The sequence below is a fragment of the Micromonospora sp. CPCC 205539 genome (assembly GCF_036906815.1).
Lineage (GTDB): Bacteria > Actinomycetota > Actinomycetes > Mycobacteriales > Micromonosporaceae > Micromonospora.
Genome location: NZ_JBAKHW010000015.1, coordinates 36510 through 50528, shown reverse-complemented (window position 1 = coordinate 50528; position 14019 = coordinate 36510). Strand labels below are relative to the sequence as shown.

Below are 14019 nucleotides of genomic sequence, written 5' to 3'. Positions count from 1 at the left end.
GTCCTTCGTCACGCGGAGCCGCCGGGGCGGCGAGGTGGGTTACGACGGGTACGACTGCGGCGTGCGGCGGCCCGCAGGGCGGCCCGGGCCAACTCCGGTCGGTCGGCGGCGCCGTCGAGGCTGGCGGCGAGCGCTCGGACGGTGGGGTGGCGGAACAGGTCGAGCATGCGGAGGGACCGGCCGGTCGCGGCGGTCAGCCGGGCGTGCACGGCGGCGAGCGCCAGCGAGTGCCCGCCGATGTCGAAGAAGTTGTCGGTCACCCCGACCCGGTCGCGCTCCAGCACCTCCCGCCAGATCCCGGCGATCAGCTCCTCGGTCTCGGTGAGCCCGTCCGGGCCGACCGGCATCAGCGCGGACGGGGGGCCGACCGGGTCACCACCGGCGACCGTCATCGCGCCGAGCTGCGGCACCCGCACGGTGGGCCGGGGCAGCGCGGTGGCCACCTCGCGGGCCGGCGTGTCCGCCGCCGCGGCCAGCGCGCCCACCAGCTCGGCCAGGTCGGCGAGCAGGTCGTCGACGCGCCCCGCGTCGAACAGGTCCGGGTTGTAGACCACCTCGACGCCGGTACGGCCGCCGCGCTGCACCACGTAGACGGTGATGTCGAACGGTGAGCCCGGCTTGGGCACCGACACCGGCTCGGCGGTCAGCCCGGTCAACGTCAGCGCGGGCGGCGCGAAGTTGAGCACGTTGAACAGCACCTGCACCAGCGGTGCGCGGGCGGTGTCCCGGCCGACGCCGAGCGCCTCGACGATGCGTTCCAGCGGTGCCCCCGGGTGGGCGGTGGCTTCGTGCAGCTCCCCGGCAGACCGGTCGACCAGCTCGGCGAAGCTCGCCCCGCCGGTGCGGACCCGCACCGGCACGGTGTCGATGAAGAAGCCGATGACGTCGTCGAACGCGGCCAGCCGCCGGTCGGCGACGATCGCCCCGAGCACGTGGTCGTCGCCACCGGTGAGCCGCGCGATCAGCTCGCCGAAGGCCGCCAACAGCACCGCGGCGACCGTGGTGCCGCGCCGCTCCGCCAGCTCGCGGACCGCGCGGTCGGTGTCGGCGGGCAGCCGGACCGCCGCCTCCGCTCCGGCGTACGTCTGCACCGCGGGCCGAGGGCGGTCCCGGGGCAGGTCCAGCACGGTCGGTACGCCGTCCAGGTGCCCCGTCCACCAGGCCAGGTCGGGCCCGCCCCGTAGGCGGTCCCGCTCGGCGCGCCACACCGCGTAGTCGGCGTACCGGGCCGCAAGCGCGGGCAGCGTGGGCACCTCGCCCGCCACCGCCTGGGCGTACCCGGAGGCGAGGTCGTCGTAGCAGATCCGCTCCGACCAGCCGTCGAAGACGGCGTGGTGCCAGGTGACGGCCAGCACGTGCTCCGCCGGGCCGAGCCGGTAGACGGTCACCTGCCACGGTGGCCCGGTCGCCAGGTCGAAGGGGTGCGCGGCACCGGCCGCGAGCATCTGGGCCAGCTCCGCGTCGGGCTCGGCGCTGCCGGTCAGGTCGACCACCGGCACCGCCACGTCGGTCGGCTCGGCGCAGACCGCGTAGGGCACCCCGGCGGTCTGCGGGATCCGCCAGCGCAGCACGTCGTGCCGCTCGGCGACGGTCCGCAGCGCCGCGCCGAGGGCGGCGATGTCCAGCGGGCCACGCAGCCGGTGCGCGACCGCGATGTTGTACGGCGCGCTGGACGGCGCGAGCTGGTCGACGAACCAGAGCCGGCGTTGCGGTGGGGAGAGGGTGGGCGGGTTGCCGGTGCTCAGCCGGTCGTCGCCGACGGGTGCGGCGGCCACCCGCTCGGCCAGCCGGCCGAAGGTGCGCTCGGTGAACACCTCTCGGGTGTCGAGCTGCCGGCCCAGCTCGGCGCGCAGCGCGGCGACCAGGCGCATCGCCGCGATGGAGTTGCCGCCGGCGGCGAGGAAGTCGGTCGCCGGCCCGGGTGCCGCGCCGAGCAGTCGGGCCCAGATGCCGGCCACGGCCGCCGCGAGAGGATCGCCGGGCACGTCCGGAGCGACGGTGTCGGCGGGAGGGACGGTGTGGCCCGCGGCCAGCGCGCGCAGCGCCGGGCGGTCCAGCTTGCCGCTGATCGGGCTGACCGGCAGGGCCGCGCTGCGCAGCACCCGCGCCGGCAGCATCGCCGTGGTCAGCCGGCTTCCGGCGTACGCGCGCAGCCGGTCGTCGTCCGGGGCGTCCGCCGGAGTGAGGAACGCGACCAACTCGGTGCCGGCCGGGCCGGGCACCGCCTCGACGGCCACCCCGGTCACTCCGGGCAGGTCGGCGAGCACCGCCTCCACCTCGCCCAGCTCGATGCGCTGCCCGCGGATCTTCACCTGCCGGTCGGCCCGGCCCAGGTAGACGATCCGCCCGTCCGGGGCCTGCCGCACCAGGTCGCCGGTGCGGTACAGCCGCTCACCGGGCAGCCCGGAGAACGGGTCGGGGACGAACCGCTCGGCGGTCAACGCCGGCCGGTCCAGGTAGCCGTCGGCCAGCCCGGGCCCGCCGAGCAGCAGCTCACCGGTCGCACCCGGCGGCACCGGGTCCAGCGCCTCGTCCACCACGTACGCCCGGTGGTTGGGCAGGGGCCGGCCGATCGGCACCGGGTCGACCTCGACGGCGCTCAACGGGCCGCTGACCGCCACCACCGTCGTCTCGGTGGGGCCGTACGCGTTGAGGAAGCGGCGGCCGGGCGCCCAACGGGCGGCCAGCTCGGCCGGCACCGCCTCGCCGCCGCAGAGCACCGTACGCCAGCCGGGCAGCTCGGCCGGGTCCAGCATGGTCAGCACGGTGGGCGTGATGAAGCCCCAGTTGACCTCGTGCTCGACGATGAACCGGGCCAGCCGGACCGGGTCGGCACGATCCTCGGCGCCGAGGAGCTGCACCGTCCCGCCGAGAAGCAGCGGCACGAACAGGTCGATGGTGGCCGCGTCGAAGCCGAGCGATGCCAGGCCGAGGCTGCGTACGCCGGCGTCGGCACCGCTGAGCGCGGCCATGCCCGTGACGAACTCCACGACGTTGCGGTGGCTGGTGAGCACACCCTTGGGCCGACCGGTGGAGCCCGAGGTGAACAGCACGTACGCCGGATCACCGGGCAGGGCCGGGCAGGGCGCGAGTGGGGCCGGGCCGGGCAGCACGACCGCCTCGATGCCGGGCGCGTCACCGAACTCCGCCTCGGCGGCGTCGCCGACCACCAGGGACAGGCCCGCGTCGGCGGCGATCCCGCGAAGCCGCCGACGCGGGCCGCCCGGCTCCAGCGGCACGTAGCAACCGCCGGCCAGCAACACCCCCAACACGGTCGCCACCAGCTCCGGCCGGCGGCTGCCGCACACCCCCACCCGACTCTGCCGGCCGACACCCCGGGCGCGCAGCTCGGCAGCCACCCCGGCGGCCTGGGACAGCAGCTCGGCATAGCTGAGCCGGCTGTCCCACTGGCGCACCGCCGTCGCCTCCGGCGTACGGGCGGCCTGCGCGACCACCAGCTCGGCGATCGTCGCGTCCGGCCAGGGCAGTGCCTCGCCCCGTACGGCGTTGCTGGACAGTAGGTCGGTCACCCGTTCCCCCCGGGATAGCTGTTCGGATCGGTCATCTGCAGGCGCAGCTCACTGACGTAGCCGCGGCCCTGCGCGTCGGTCACCCAGCTCTCGTTCGGCGCCGGCAGCAGCTCGCTGACCACGAGTGCGGCGTCCGGCCCGACGCGGGCGGCGGCGTCGACCATCGCGCACAGCGACTGGGCGTGGAGCGGGCCGCTGAAGTCCACATAGCAGGGCTTGACCTCGGTGCTGACCTTGACGAACACCCGCTCCGGCAGGCCGAGTCGGGCCCGCCACCGGCGTACTGCGAGAAACCGCGCGGCTTCCCCGGTCACCCCGGCCAGGCCGCTGTCGCCGACCGTGGTCCGCCAGGTTTCGCGGGCCACGACCAGACGGTCGATGGTGATCCGGGGTGTGTGCGGCGCCGGGTCGAGCAGCTTGAAGCTGTCCACCAGCAGCGAGCCGAGCAGGTTGGCGAAGACCTCCACCAGCGGCCACCGGCTGCCGTCGGGCAGCACCGCCGCCAGCCGGTCTCCGGCCGGTTCCACCCGCACCTCGGTCGCCGGGACGAGCTGGTCGATCTCGCCGCCCCGGGCGGTGTCGATGCCGAGCTGCCGGTCGGCCGGGCTGGTCAGCCCGTACGTGGTCCGGGTGGTGACGCGGGGGAAGCCCTCGGGGTAGAGGACCCGGACCCGGGCCGGGCCGAGGTCGGCGTCCAGCCCGGCGCGTAGCGCCGCCGGGTCGGGATGGAACGGCACGAAGACCGCGTTGTCGCAGGTGGCGTTGGCCGGGTGCAGCTCGCCGAGCACGAGCAGGAACTCGCCCCGGTTCAACGCGGCCAGGTCGACGGCGCGGATCTGCACGTCCGGGCTGTGGATCCGGGCCGACGGCCAGCCCGGGGCGTCGGCCGGGAACACCCGACGGGCCCGCTCGAGGAGCTCCACGCCGCGCAGCCGCAGCTCGGACTGCCCCGGCGGCAGAGCCGCCAGGTCGAACAGCTCCGCCCAGCGGGCCGTGAAGCCGGCTCCGGCAGTGGCCAGCGGCCCATCCGGGGCGAGCAGCAGCCCCTGGGCAAGCGACCACACGTCGGCCAGCCGCACCGGCCCGTCGGCGTGCAGCTCCTCGTACAGGTCGGCGAGCAGCCGTTCACAGGCGGCACCGATCTCGGCGGTCAACCACCGGGCGGCGTGGAGCAGCACGGCCAGCGGTGTGGCGAGGGCGTCGAGCACCGCCGTCCCCACGGTGATGGTGAGGTCACGGGCGGTCTCCTCGTAGACCACCGTGCGGCCGACGTACATCTGACCGGCCGCTCGGGTGGCGGGGCGCCCGCTGACGGCGGTGAACTCGGTGTTGAGCGCGGCCAGCGCGGCCCCCAGCCGGTCCGCGTCACCGGCCGCCGCGGCGACCTCGTCGCGAGCCGCGCAGAGCCGGTCGAAACTGTCGGTCACCTCGACGCGCAGCGCGGCGTCACCGATCGCGGCCAGCCGTGCCCGCAACACCTGCTCGGCCCGAGGGCTGATCGGCAGGCCGGCGTCCCAGGTCAGCAGCCCGCGCTCGACCAGCCGGTCGAGCAGCAGGTACGCGTCGGCGGCGCAGCGCAGGCCGGCGTCGGCGTCGGCGAGCACCCGCTCCGCGAGCCGTACCGCCGGGGTGCGGCCGTCGCAGCCGGCCAGCAGCCGGGCCTCCAGCACGGACAGCTCCACCGGCGGGTGCAGGGGTCGGTGCAACCGCCGGCCCGCCACACTCAGGTGCGGTGGCAACGCCGGTGCCCACCAGCGGCGTACGGCCGGGTCGTCGGCGAGCCGATCGGCGTACGCGACCAACGCCCACCCCTCGAAGTGCACCTCCCGCCGCGACAGCGGCCTCGGCCCCGGTCGCAGCCGGGTCGACTCCTCGACCGGGTCGAGCGTGCCCCAGCAGACCGGGCCGAAGAAGCCGATCGTCTCGGCCTTGCCGCAGTAGCGCTGCCAGTAGCGCAGCAGGCTGAGCTCGCGCTTGCGCCGCCGCACGTTGCGGACCGACGGGTCGGTCCGCAGCAGCCCGTCCAGGGCGATCAGCATCTCCGGGTTCTGCCAGGTGACCGCCTCGCGCAGCAACGGGTCGGCGGCGATCCGGCCGGCGGTCGCGGAGGAGTCGGCGAGGGCCGCGGCGAACGCCTTGTCGAACACCTCGGCGGCCGACCGCTCGGCATCGGTGCCCAAGGCGGACAGCAGCGCATCGGCGTCGGCGGCGACGTCCGGAGCGGCGAAGTCGGCCAGACCGTCGGCCGGGAAGCCGGCGGTACGCAGCACCACGTCCCGCCACACCGACCAACCCGTCCCGCCCAGCGGCAGCACGTGACTCATCGGACCGGTTCCGGCTCGTCGGCGTCCACGATGTGCAGCCGCAGCTCGCTGAAGTAGCGCCGACCGGCCCCGTCGGGCACCCAGGCGTCCTGCGCGGTGGGCAGCATCTCGCTGACGACCACCGTCGCGTCGTCGCCGCCGTCCCGCTGTGCCGCGCGGATCATCGCGCACAACATCTCGGCGAAGGCGGGACTGCTCAGGTCGACGAAGCAGGGCTTGGTCTCGGTGCCGAGCTTGACGTACACCTGCTCCGGTAGGCCCAGCCGGCGTCGCCAGTCCCGTACCGCCAGGAAGCGGGCCCGCTCCCCCTTCGCCGCGCCGAGGTCGCACGCGCCGACGGTGGTCCGCCAGGTCTGCCGGGCCACCACCAGCCGGTCCAGCGTGATCCGCGGGGTGTACGGTGCGGCCGCGACCAGCTTGAACCCGTCCACCGCGTGCAGGCTGAGCAGCCCCGCGCACACCTCGGTCAGGGGCCAGCGCTGCCCGTCGGGGGCCACGACCGTCAGTCGGCCGTCCTCGTCGTGCACGGTCAGTGCCACGGTGGGCAGCACCCGGTCCGGGTCCGCGTTGGGCGCTGCCGCGAAGGCCATCTGCCGATCGGTCGGGCCGATCAACGCCTCGGCGACCCGGCTCGTGCGGCGCGGCCAGTCGGTGGGATAGAGCAGCCGGATCCGGTTCGGGCCGAGGTCGGCCGCCAGCGCGGCGCGCAGCCGCTCCACGTCCGGATGCGCGGCGGTGAACACCTGACAGTCGAACGACGGCCAGGCGGCGTGCAGCTCGCCGAGCACCACGGTGTAGTCGCCACGGACCAGCGCGTCGACGTCGGCCGCGCAGATCTGCAGGTCGGGGCTGTGCAGCCGGGAGTTGGACCACTCCGGCCGGAGAACGGGAAAGACCTCGTCGACCCGGGCGGCCAGGTCCGCCACGTCCAGCCGCACGTCGGTGCTGCCCGGCGGCAGGTCGGCCAGCCCGAACAGCCCTGCCCAGCGGGCCGCGAAATCGCCCGCCACCGCGTCGACCGGGCGCGGCCCGCTGCCCCAGAACATGCCCTGCACCAGGAACCACAGGTCGGACAGGGCCACCGGGGCGTCACCGCTCTCGGCGCGCAGCTCGTCGTACAGCTCCCGGAACACCGCCCCGTACGCGGCCTCCAACGCGCCGGCCAGCCAGCGGGCGGCCCGCAGCAGCACGCCCATCGGGGCGGCGATCCCGTCCAGCAACGGCGCGCCGAAGACCACGTCCAGGTCCCGGCTGGTGTCCTCGTAGCAGAGCGTCCGACCGGCGTACATCTGCCCGGCCCGGCGCTGTGCGGTCTGCCCGGTCAGGTCGGTGAACGTCTCGTCGAGCGCGTCCAGCGCGGCGGGCAGCCGGTCCGGGTCCCCGGCCGCGGCGGCGACCGCGTCCCGGGCGGCGCACAGCCGGTCGAAGCCGGCCTGGGCGGCGGCCCGCGCCGGAGCGTCACCGACCTGCGTGATCCGCTGCCGCAGCACCTCCTCGGCGGCCGGGCTCACCGGCAGCGCGGCGTCCCAGGTGGTCAGCTCCCGCTCCACCAGCCGGTCGAGCAGCGCGTACCCGTCCTCCGGCCGGCGCAGACCGATGGCCGGGTCGGTGACCAGCTCGTGGGCCGGGCGTTGGCCGTCGGCGGCGCCGAGCAGTGCCGCCTCGACCGGGGACAGCGACACCGGCGGCCGGCCCGGCCGGCGCACCTCCCGGCCGGCGAGGCTCAACTGTGGGGCGAGCCGGGGTGCCCACCAGCGGCGGACGGCCAGGTCCTGGCCGATGTGCTGCGCGTACGCGGCCAGCGCCCAGGACTCGAACCACACCCAACGGTCACGGGTCAGCGCCGTGCCGGCCCGGACCTCGGCGGCGACCGGCAGCTCCGGGTCGAGGGTGACCCAGCAGCTCGGGCCGAAGAAGCCGACCGTCTCGTTCTTGCCGCAGTAGCGCTGCCAATACCTGAGCAGGGCGCGTTCCCGCTCGCGTCGACGGGTGTTGCGGGCGGCGTCGGGGCCGCCCCGGACCAGCGCGTCCAGGGTGGCCAGCACGCCCCGGTTCTGCCAGGTGACCGCCTCGCGCAGCAGCGGGTCCGCGGCCAGCTCGCTGATCCGCTGGGTGGCGGTGGAGAGCGCCTCGGCGAGCTCCTTGTCGAAGACCTCGGCGCTGGCGCCGGTGGCCAGCAGCTCGTCGGCGGCCGCGGCGGCCTGTGGAGCGGAGAGCAGGGTCAGCCCGTCGGCCGGAAAGCCGGTGCTGCGCAGGATGGCGTCGCGCCACACCGACCAGCCGGTGTCGCCCAGCGGCACCCGGTGCCCGTCGGCCGGTGCCGGGTCGACGGGCGCGGTGGCCCGGTCGGCGGACGTCGACACGACGGCCGGCGGCGGCACGGCGGTGAGCGCCGCGCTCAGGTCGGCGCGGATCGCGGCGGCCAGCTCGGGCAGCGCGTCGTGCAGGAAGAAATGCCCACCGTCCAGCTCGTGCAGGGTGAAGCCCGCAGCCGTGTGCTCCCGCCAGGCGGCGCTCTGCTCCCGGGTCACCGCCCGGTCGTGCCGACCGCTGAACGCGACGATCGGCACCGGCAGCGGTTCCTCGGGCCGGTACCGGTAGGTGTCCACCCGCTCGAAGTCGGCGCGTAACAGCGGCAGCAGCAGGTCGACCAGCTCGGGGTGCTCGAGCAGCCCGGCGGGCAACCCGCCGCCGGTTTCCAGCCGGCGCAGCAGCTCGTCGTCGTCCACCTGGGACAGCCCGTCGAAGAGGCTGGGCGCGGTGACGTGCGGCGCGCGGGCGCCACCGACGTAGAGCCGCACCGGCAGCGCGAGCCCGGCGCGGCGCAGCTCGCGGACCACCTCGAAGCCGAGCCGGCCGCCCATCGAGTGGCCGTAGATGGCGTACGGCCCGGTGGCCCGCCCCGCGATGGCGCTCGCCACGTCGACCACCCGGAAACGGGGGTCCTCGCTGATCCGGTTCTCCCGGCCGGGTAGCTGCACCGGCAGCACCTCGACGTCCGGACCGAACTGGCCCGGAAAATGACGGAACGCGCCGGCGCCCGCGCCGGCGTAGGGCAGGCAGAACAATTGCACCGGTGCCGGATCGCGGCTGCCGGCGGAGAGGAACCAGTTCACCGAACACCTTTCTGAGGAGGTTCGATCCAGTACCGCTGCCGCTGGAAGGGGTAGGTGGGCAGCGACGTTCGTCGGACGCCGTCGGCCGGGTGCAGGGCCGTCCAGTCCAGGGCCTGGCCGGTCACCCAGCCGGCGGCCAGCTCGCGCAGAGTGCCGGCCGGGCCGGCCACCCGGGTGTCCGTGGCCAGCAACTCGTCGAGCGCGGCGACCGCGTCGGCCGGGGTGGTGGCGACCACCGCGGCTCGACAGCCGAACTCCCGTCGGCCCAGCGCCAGTGTCGCGGCGACGTCGGCCAGCGTGGGTGCGGTGCCGGCCAGGTGCCGCCGCAGCCGGGTCAGGGCCGCCCGCAGGGCCGCCGGGGTACGCGCCGACACCGGGAGCAGCTGCGCGCTGGCCGACCCGGCGTCGACCGGCTCGACCGCGGGTGGTTGCTCCACCACGACGTGCGCGTTGGTGCCGCCCAGCCCGAACGAGCTGACCCCGGCGACCCGGCGCGGTGCGTCGGGCCAGTCCCGCACCTTGGTCGGTACGTAGAACGGGCCGGCCGCCAGGTCGATCTCCGGATGCGGGCGGGTGAAGTGCAGGTTCGGCGGGATGATCCCGTGCTGGACGGCCAGCACCGCCTTGATCAGCCCGGCGATGCCCGCCGCCGCGTCGAGGTGGCCGATGGTGGTCTTCACCGAGCCGAGCGCGCAGGTATCGGCGGGGGCGGCGCCCTGGTACACCTCGTGCAGCGCGGCCACCTCGATGGCGTCGCCGAGCGGCGTACCGCTGCCGTGTGCCTCGATGAAGCGAACCTCGCCCGGGGCGACCTCGGCGGCGGCGAGCGCGCCGGCCACGGCGGCGGCCTGCCCGGCCGGCCCGGGGACGGCGTAGCCGGCCCGGTCGGCGCCGTCGTTGGTGACCGCCCAGCCGGGCAGGATCGCCAGGACCCGGTCCCCGTCGGCCTGGGCGTCGGCGAGCCGACGCAGCGCCACCACCCCGACGCCGGAGCCGAAGCCGGCGCCCTGGGCGGCCTCGTCGAAGGCGCGGCAGCGACCGTCCGGTGAGGCCAGGCCGCCGGGGGTGTGCCGGTGCCGGGGCCAGGTCACGCTCACGCCACCGGCCAGGGCGATGTCGCACTGGTAGTCGGCCAGGCTCTGCGCGGCGAGGCAGACCGCGACGAGTGAGCTGGAGCAGGCGCTCTGCACGGCCACCGCCGGCCCGGTCAGCCCCAGCCGGTACGCCACCTGGCCGGGCAGGTGGTCGGTGAGCTGCCGGCCGACCAGGCGGGCCTCCCAGTCGTCCGGATCGACGTCACCGATCACGGCCGGGTTGTCCATCAGGTGGAAGAGGAAGTAGCGGTTGACGGAGGTCGCCCCGTACACGCCGACGAGGCCGGGGAACCGGCTCGGGTCGTGGCCGGCGTCCTCCAGCGCCTCCCACGCGGTCTCCAGGAAGAGCCGGTGCTGCGGGTCGGTACGGGCGGCCTCCTGGTCGCCGAAGGAGAAGAACTCCGCGTCGAAGTCGGCGACACCGTCGAGTCGCCCGGTGGCCTTCACGTGCCGGGGGTCGGCGCGCAGGCCGGGGCCGACGCCGAGGGCGGCCAACTCCTCGTCGCTGTGGTCGTGGATGGCGTCCACGCCGGCGCAGAGGTTCCACCAGAAGGTGGCCGCGTCCGGCGCTCCGGGGAACCGGCCGGCGAGACCGACCACCGCGATCTCCTCGCCGGTGTAGTCGCGTGCGCCGACCGACGCGGTGTGCGGACCGTCGGCGGACGGGGTCGACGCCGAGGCGGTGGCGACGGGCTGGGCCGGCAGGTCGGTGGGCGGCGGCGGGTCGACCAGTCGGGCCTGGGCGGCGATCGTCGGGTGGTCGAAGAGCCGCAGCAACGGCAGCCGGACCGCGAACCGTTCGGTCAGCCGCTGCTGCACCTGGCCGAGCAGCAGGGACTGCCCGCCGACGTCGAAGAAGCTGTCGGTGCGGCCGACGGCGTCCCGGCCGAGCACGGCGCACCAGATGTCGTGCACGATCCGCTCGGTCGGGTTGGCGGGACGATCCTCGGCCAGCACGGCCCGGGCCGGGGCCGGCAACGCCCGTTCGTCGATCTTTCCGCTGACGGTCAGCGGGAACTCGGCGACCGGCACGACGGCGCGGGGCAGCGCGTACTCGGGTAGTTGCCGGGCCAGGGCGGCCCGCAGCGCGGCCGGGTCCACCGGCGACCCGGAGGGCCGGACGTACGCCAGCAGCTCGCCGTCGCGGGCGATGGCACGCACCTCGGCGACGCCCGGCTCGGCGGCGAGCACCGCCTCGATCTCGGTCAGCTCGATCCGGAACCCGCGCACCTTGACCTGCCGGTCGAGCCGGCCGAGGCAGCGCAGCTCGCCGGTGGGCAGCAGCTCGCCGAGATCACCGGTGCGGTACGTCGGCACCCCGTCGGGGTCCCGGCCGAACCGGTCGCTCACCTGGTCGAGATAGCCGGGGGCGAGGTGCCGCCCGCGCACCACGATCTCGCCGTCCGGTGCCAGCCGCAGCGCGTACCCGGGCAGGGCGGTGCCGATCGGCAGCGGGCCGGTGGCCGTACGGTCGACGTCGGTCAGCGGCAACGCGGACCGGGCCGCGAAGGTCATCTCGGTGGCCCCGTAACCGTTGACGAGCACGCAACCCGGTGCGAAGCGGCCCTGGGCGCGAGCGGCGTCGACGTAGCTGGCCTGTTCGCCGCCGAGCAGCACCACCCGGACCCGGTCGAGCCGGTCGACGCCGGGAGTGTCCAGCAGGTACCGGAACACCGTCGGGGTGGAGTGGTAGACGGTGACGCCGTGCCGGGCCAGTTGCTCGGCAGCGTACGCCAGCCCGTGGCGACGCAGGTCGACCGGGACGACGGTGGCGCCGGTGAGCAGCGCCGGGTAGACGTCGGGGATGGCCGCGTCGAAGCTGAACGAGGCGAGCAGGCTGAGCCGGTCGGCCGGCCGCAGGTCGAGGGTGGCGATCTGGTTGTCCACCACGTGCAGGAGGTTGCGGTGGGTCTGCCCGACGGCTTTGGGCCGGCCGGTGGAGCCAGAGGTGAACAGCACGTACGCGAGCGCGTCCGGGTCCACCGGCACCGGCCGCAGCGGCGCCGGCCGCACGTCGACGGCGGGGACGACCCGCGCGTCGGGCCGGTCGGTGGCGAGCCGCCGGGCCAGCTCGGTGTGCTCGCCACCGCTGAGCAGCACGGTGATGTCGGCGCCCTCGACGAGGTGGCGCAGTCGCTGCTCCGGGAAGCCCGGGTCCAGCGGCACATAGGTGGCGCCCACGGCGAGGGTGCCCAGCATGGCGGCGATGGTGCCGGCGCCGTGGGTGGTCAGAAGTCCGACACGGTCACCCAGTCGGATGCCGGCCTCGGCCAGCAGATCGGCGTGCCCGCCGGCCAGGCCGGCCAGGCCGGCGTAGTCGAGTGGGCCGGTGTCACCGAGCACGGCGGGATGGTTGGGCCGAGCGGTAGCGACATCGCCGAAGCGATGGATTAACGTCGAGTTTTCCATCTCAGGACGCGCACATCGCTCCATTGAGGACAAATGTGCCGCGGTCGGCTACCTTGATCATGATTCCCCCCCAGGACTTCACAATGGAACGAGCATATGGCTCAATGCGTCCGGGGAAAGATCATCGACTAGAGTCGACCCGAAGGGGCTAGCGGGCGATCAGACGAGGGATGACGAAAATCGTCCGATCATCCCCCTGGTGCAGCGGCGGATTTTCGCCTAAAACGATCACCACGGACTATTTTTTCGGTACCACATTCCTTGCGTTGAGGAATTTCCCGACCGGTGGAATTGGCTCGGCAGTTGCGGACCGTGCATTCACGACGGGTCAGCGCTCGAACGGTTCCGGCGGGATGGGCCCGACAGCACCGTCGTCGTCGCGCGGCAACCGCGCGACCATCTCCCGGAACTCCCGCACGGTGACCGCCTCGCGCAGGGTGGCGAAGACGGCGCCAGTGCCGGCCCGGGCGGTGGCCGGGTCCACCCCGGCGCGCTGGCCCACGCGGCGAAGGAAATCGGCCGGCCCGGCGTCCGCCGCCGGCCCAGCCCCGGCCGGTGGCTTTGCGCCCGCCGGTGGCTTCGCGCCCGTCAGTGGTCCAGCGTCCGCCGGTGGCCCGATGTCCGCGTCCGGTGGTTCGCCCCTGCTCCGTTCCAACCCGCCCAGGTCCAACCTCGTCATGCCCCGGTCCAACCCGGTCATGCTGACGTCCCGCCCGGTGATGTCGCCGTGCGACTCAACCGAAGCCGGATCGGTGGAAGCCGGGTCGGTCAGAGCCGGATCGGTCAAAGCCGGGTCGGTCAGAGCCGGGTCGGTCAAAGCCGGGTCGGTCAAAGCCGGGTCGGTCAAAGCCGGGTCGGTCAAAGCCCCGTCGGTCGAAGCCGTGTCGACGGCTGCGGTCGGGTCAACGACCCACGTCGGGTCGGTCGAGAGCGGATCTACCGCGGCCGGGTCGACGGCCGAAGCCGGGTCGGCAGCCGCGGAGGGGTCAACGGGCAAGGCCGGGCCGACGGTCGGGGCGCGCAGGTAGCCGTCGAGGTCGTCAGGTAGGTGACCAGCGAGATCGCCCGAGCGGTTACCGGCGAGATCGCCGGGCGGGCCGCCGGTCACCCGTTCAGCCATCGTCTGCAGAACGGCGCGCGTGACAGCGGCAGCCTGCTCGGTCGGCAGGCCGGAGCGCCGGGATACCGCGTCGATGAAGTGCGGAAACCCCCCGCCGCCCGCCGTGTCGGTCACGGCCGGGCGCTTACCCCCGACCCTGAGGGACAAACGGCGTCGCGGTCAGCGCCTAAAGGTGACGGCGGCGGTCCGCGCCGATGATCGACTCGACTTCAGGGATGTCGGGGCGTCCCGCTCCCGTTGACACCCCGACTTCCCCGAGGCCGAGTCGATCAAGCCCGACCGCACCGAAAGTCGGGGTGTCCAAGGCCCGTTGACACCCCGACATCACCGAAACCGAGTCGATCAACGCCGACCGCACCCACCAACACGGCATCCCGCGCCCGTCCACACCCCGACATCACCGAAACCGAGTCGATCAACGCCGAC

The 14019-nt window shown here is 74.7% G+C and carries 5 protein-coding genes; all 5 read right to left on the bottom strand.

The window, feature by feature from the left end; translation table 11 throughout:
• Positions 1-8: 8 nt before the first annotated feature.
• Positions 9-3530: an amino acid adenylation domain-containing protein gene (locus V6V47_RS15455; RefSeq protein WP_334628901.1), complete on the bottom strand. Its 3522-nt coding sequence runs from the start codon at positions 3528-3530 to the stop codon at positions 9-11.
• Positions 3527-5854 carry a lantibiotic dehydratase gene (locus V6V47_RS15450; RefSeq protein WP_334628900.1) on the bottom strand — a complete coding sequence of 776 codons (2328 nt, stop codon included), beginning with the start codon at positions 5852-5854 and terminating at the stop codon, positions 3527-3529. The genes V6V47_RS15455 and V6V47_RS15450 overlap by 4 nt, the downstream gene beginning before the upstream one ends.
• Positions 5851-8970: a thioesterase domain-containing protein gene (locus V6V47_RS15445; protein ID WP_334628899.1), complete on the bottom strand. Its 3120-nt coding sequence runs from the start codon at positions 8968-8970 to the stop codon at positions 5851-5853. The genes V6V47_RS15450 and V6V47_RS15445 overlap by 4 nt, the downstream gene beginning before the upstream one ends.
• Positions 8967-12473 (bottom strand): AMP-binding protein, encoded by a 3507-nt coding sequence (locus V6V47_RS15440; protein ID WP_334628898.1) that lies wholly within the window; start codon positions 12471-12473, stop codon positions 8967-8969. Before V6V47_RS15440 ends, V6V47_RS15445 begins: the two co-directional genes overlap by 4 nt.
• Before the next feature lie 328 nt (positions 12474-12801).
• Positions 12802-13707 (bottom strand): DUF2267 domain-containing protein, encoded by a 906-nt coding sequence (locus V6V47_RS15435; RefSeq protein WP_334628897.1) that lies wholly within the window; start codon positions 13705-13707, stop codon positions 12802-12804.
• Between the last annotated feature and the right edge of the window lie 312 nt (positions 13708-14019).

Bases quoted from the DNA above. Each gene is read 5' to 3' on its own strand.
- V6V47_RS15450 (WP_334628900.1), bottom strand. From the start codon at position 5,854: ATGAGTCACGTGCTGCCGCTGGGCGGGACGGGTTGGTCGGTGTGGCGG.
- V6V47_RS15440 (WP_334628898.1), bottom strand. From the start codon at position 12,473: ATGGAAAACTCGACGTTAATCCATCGCTTCGGCGATGTCGCTACCGCT.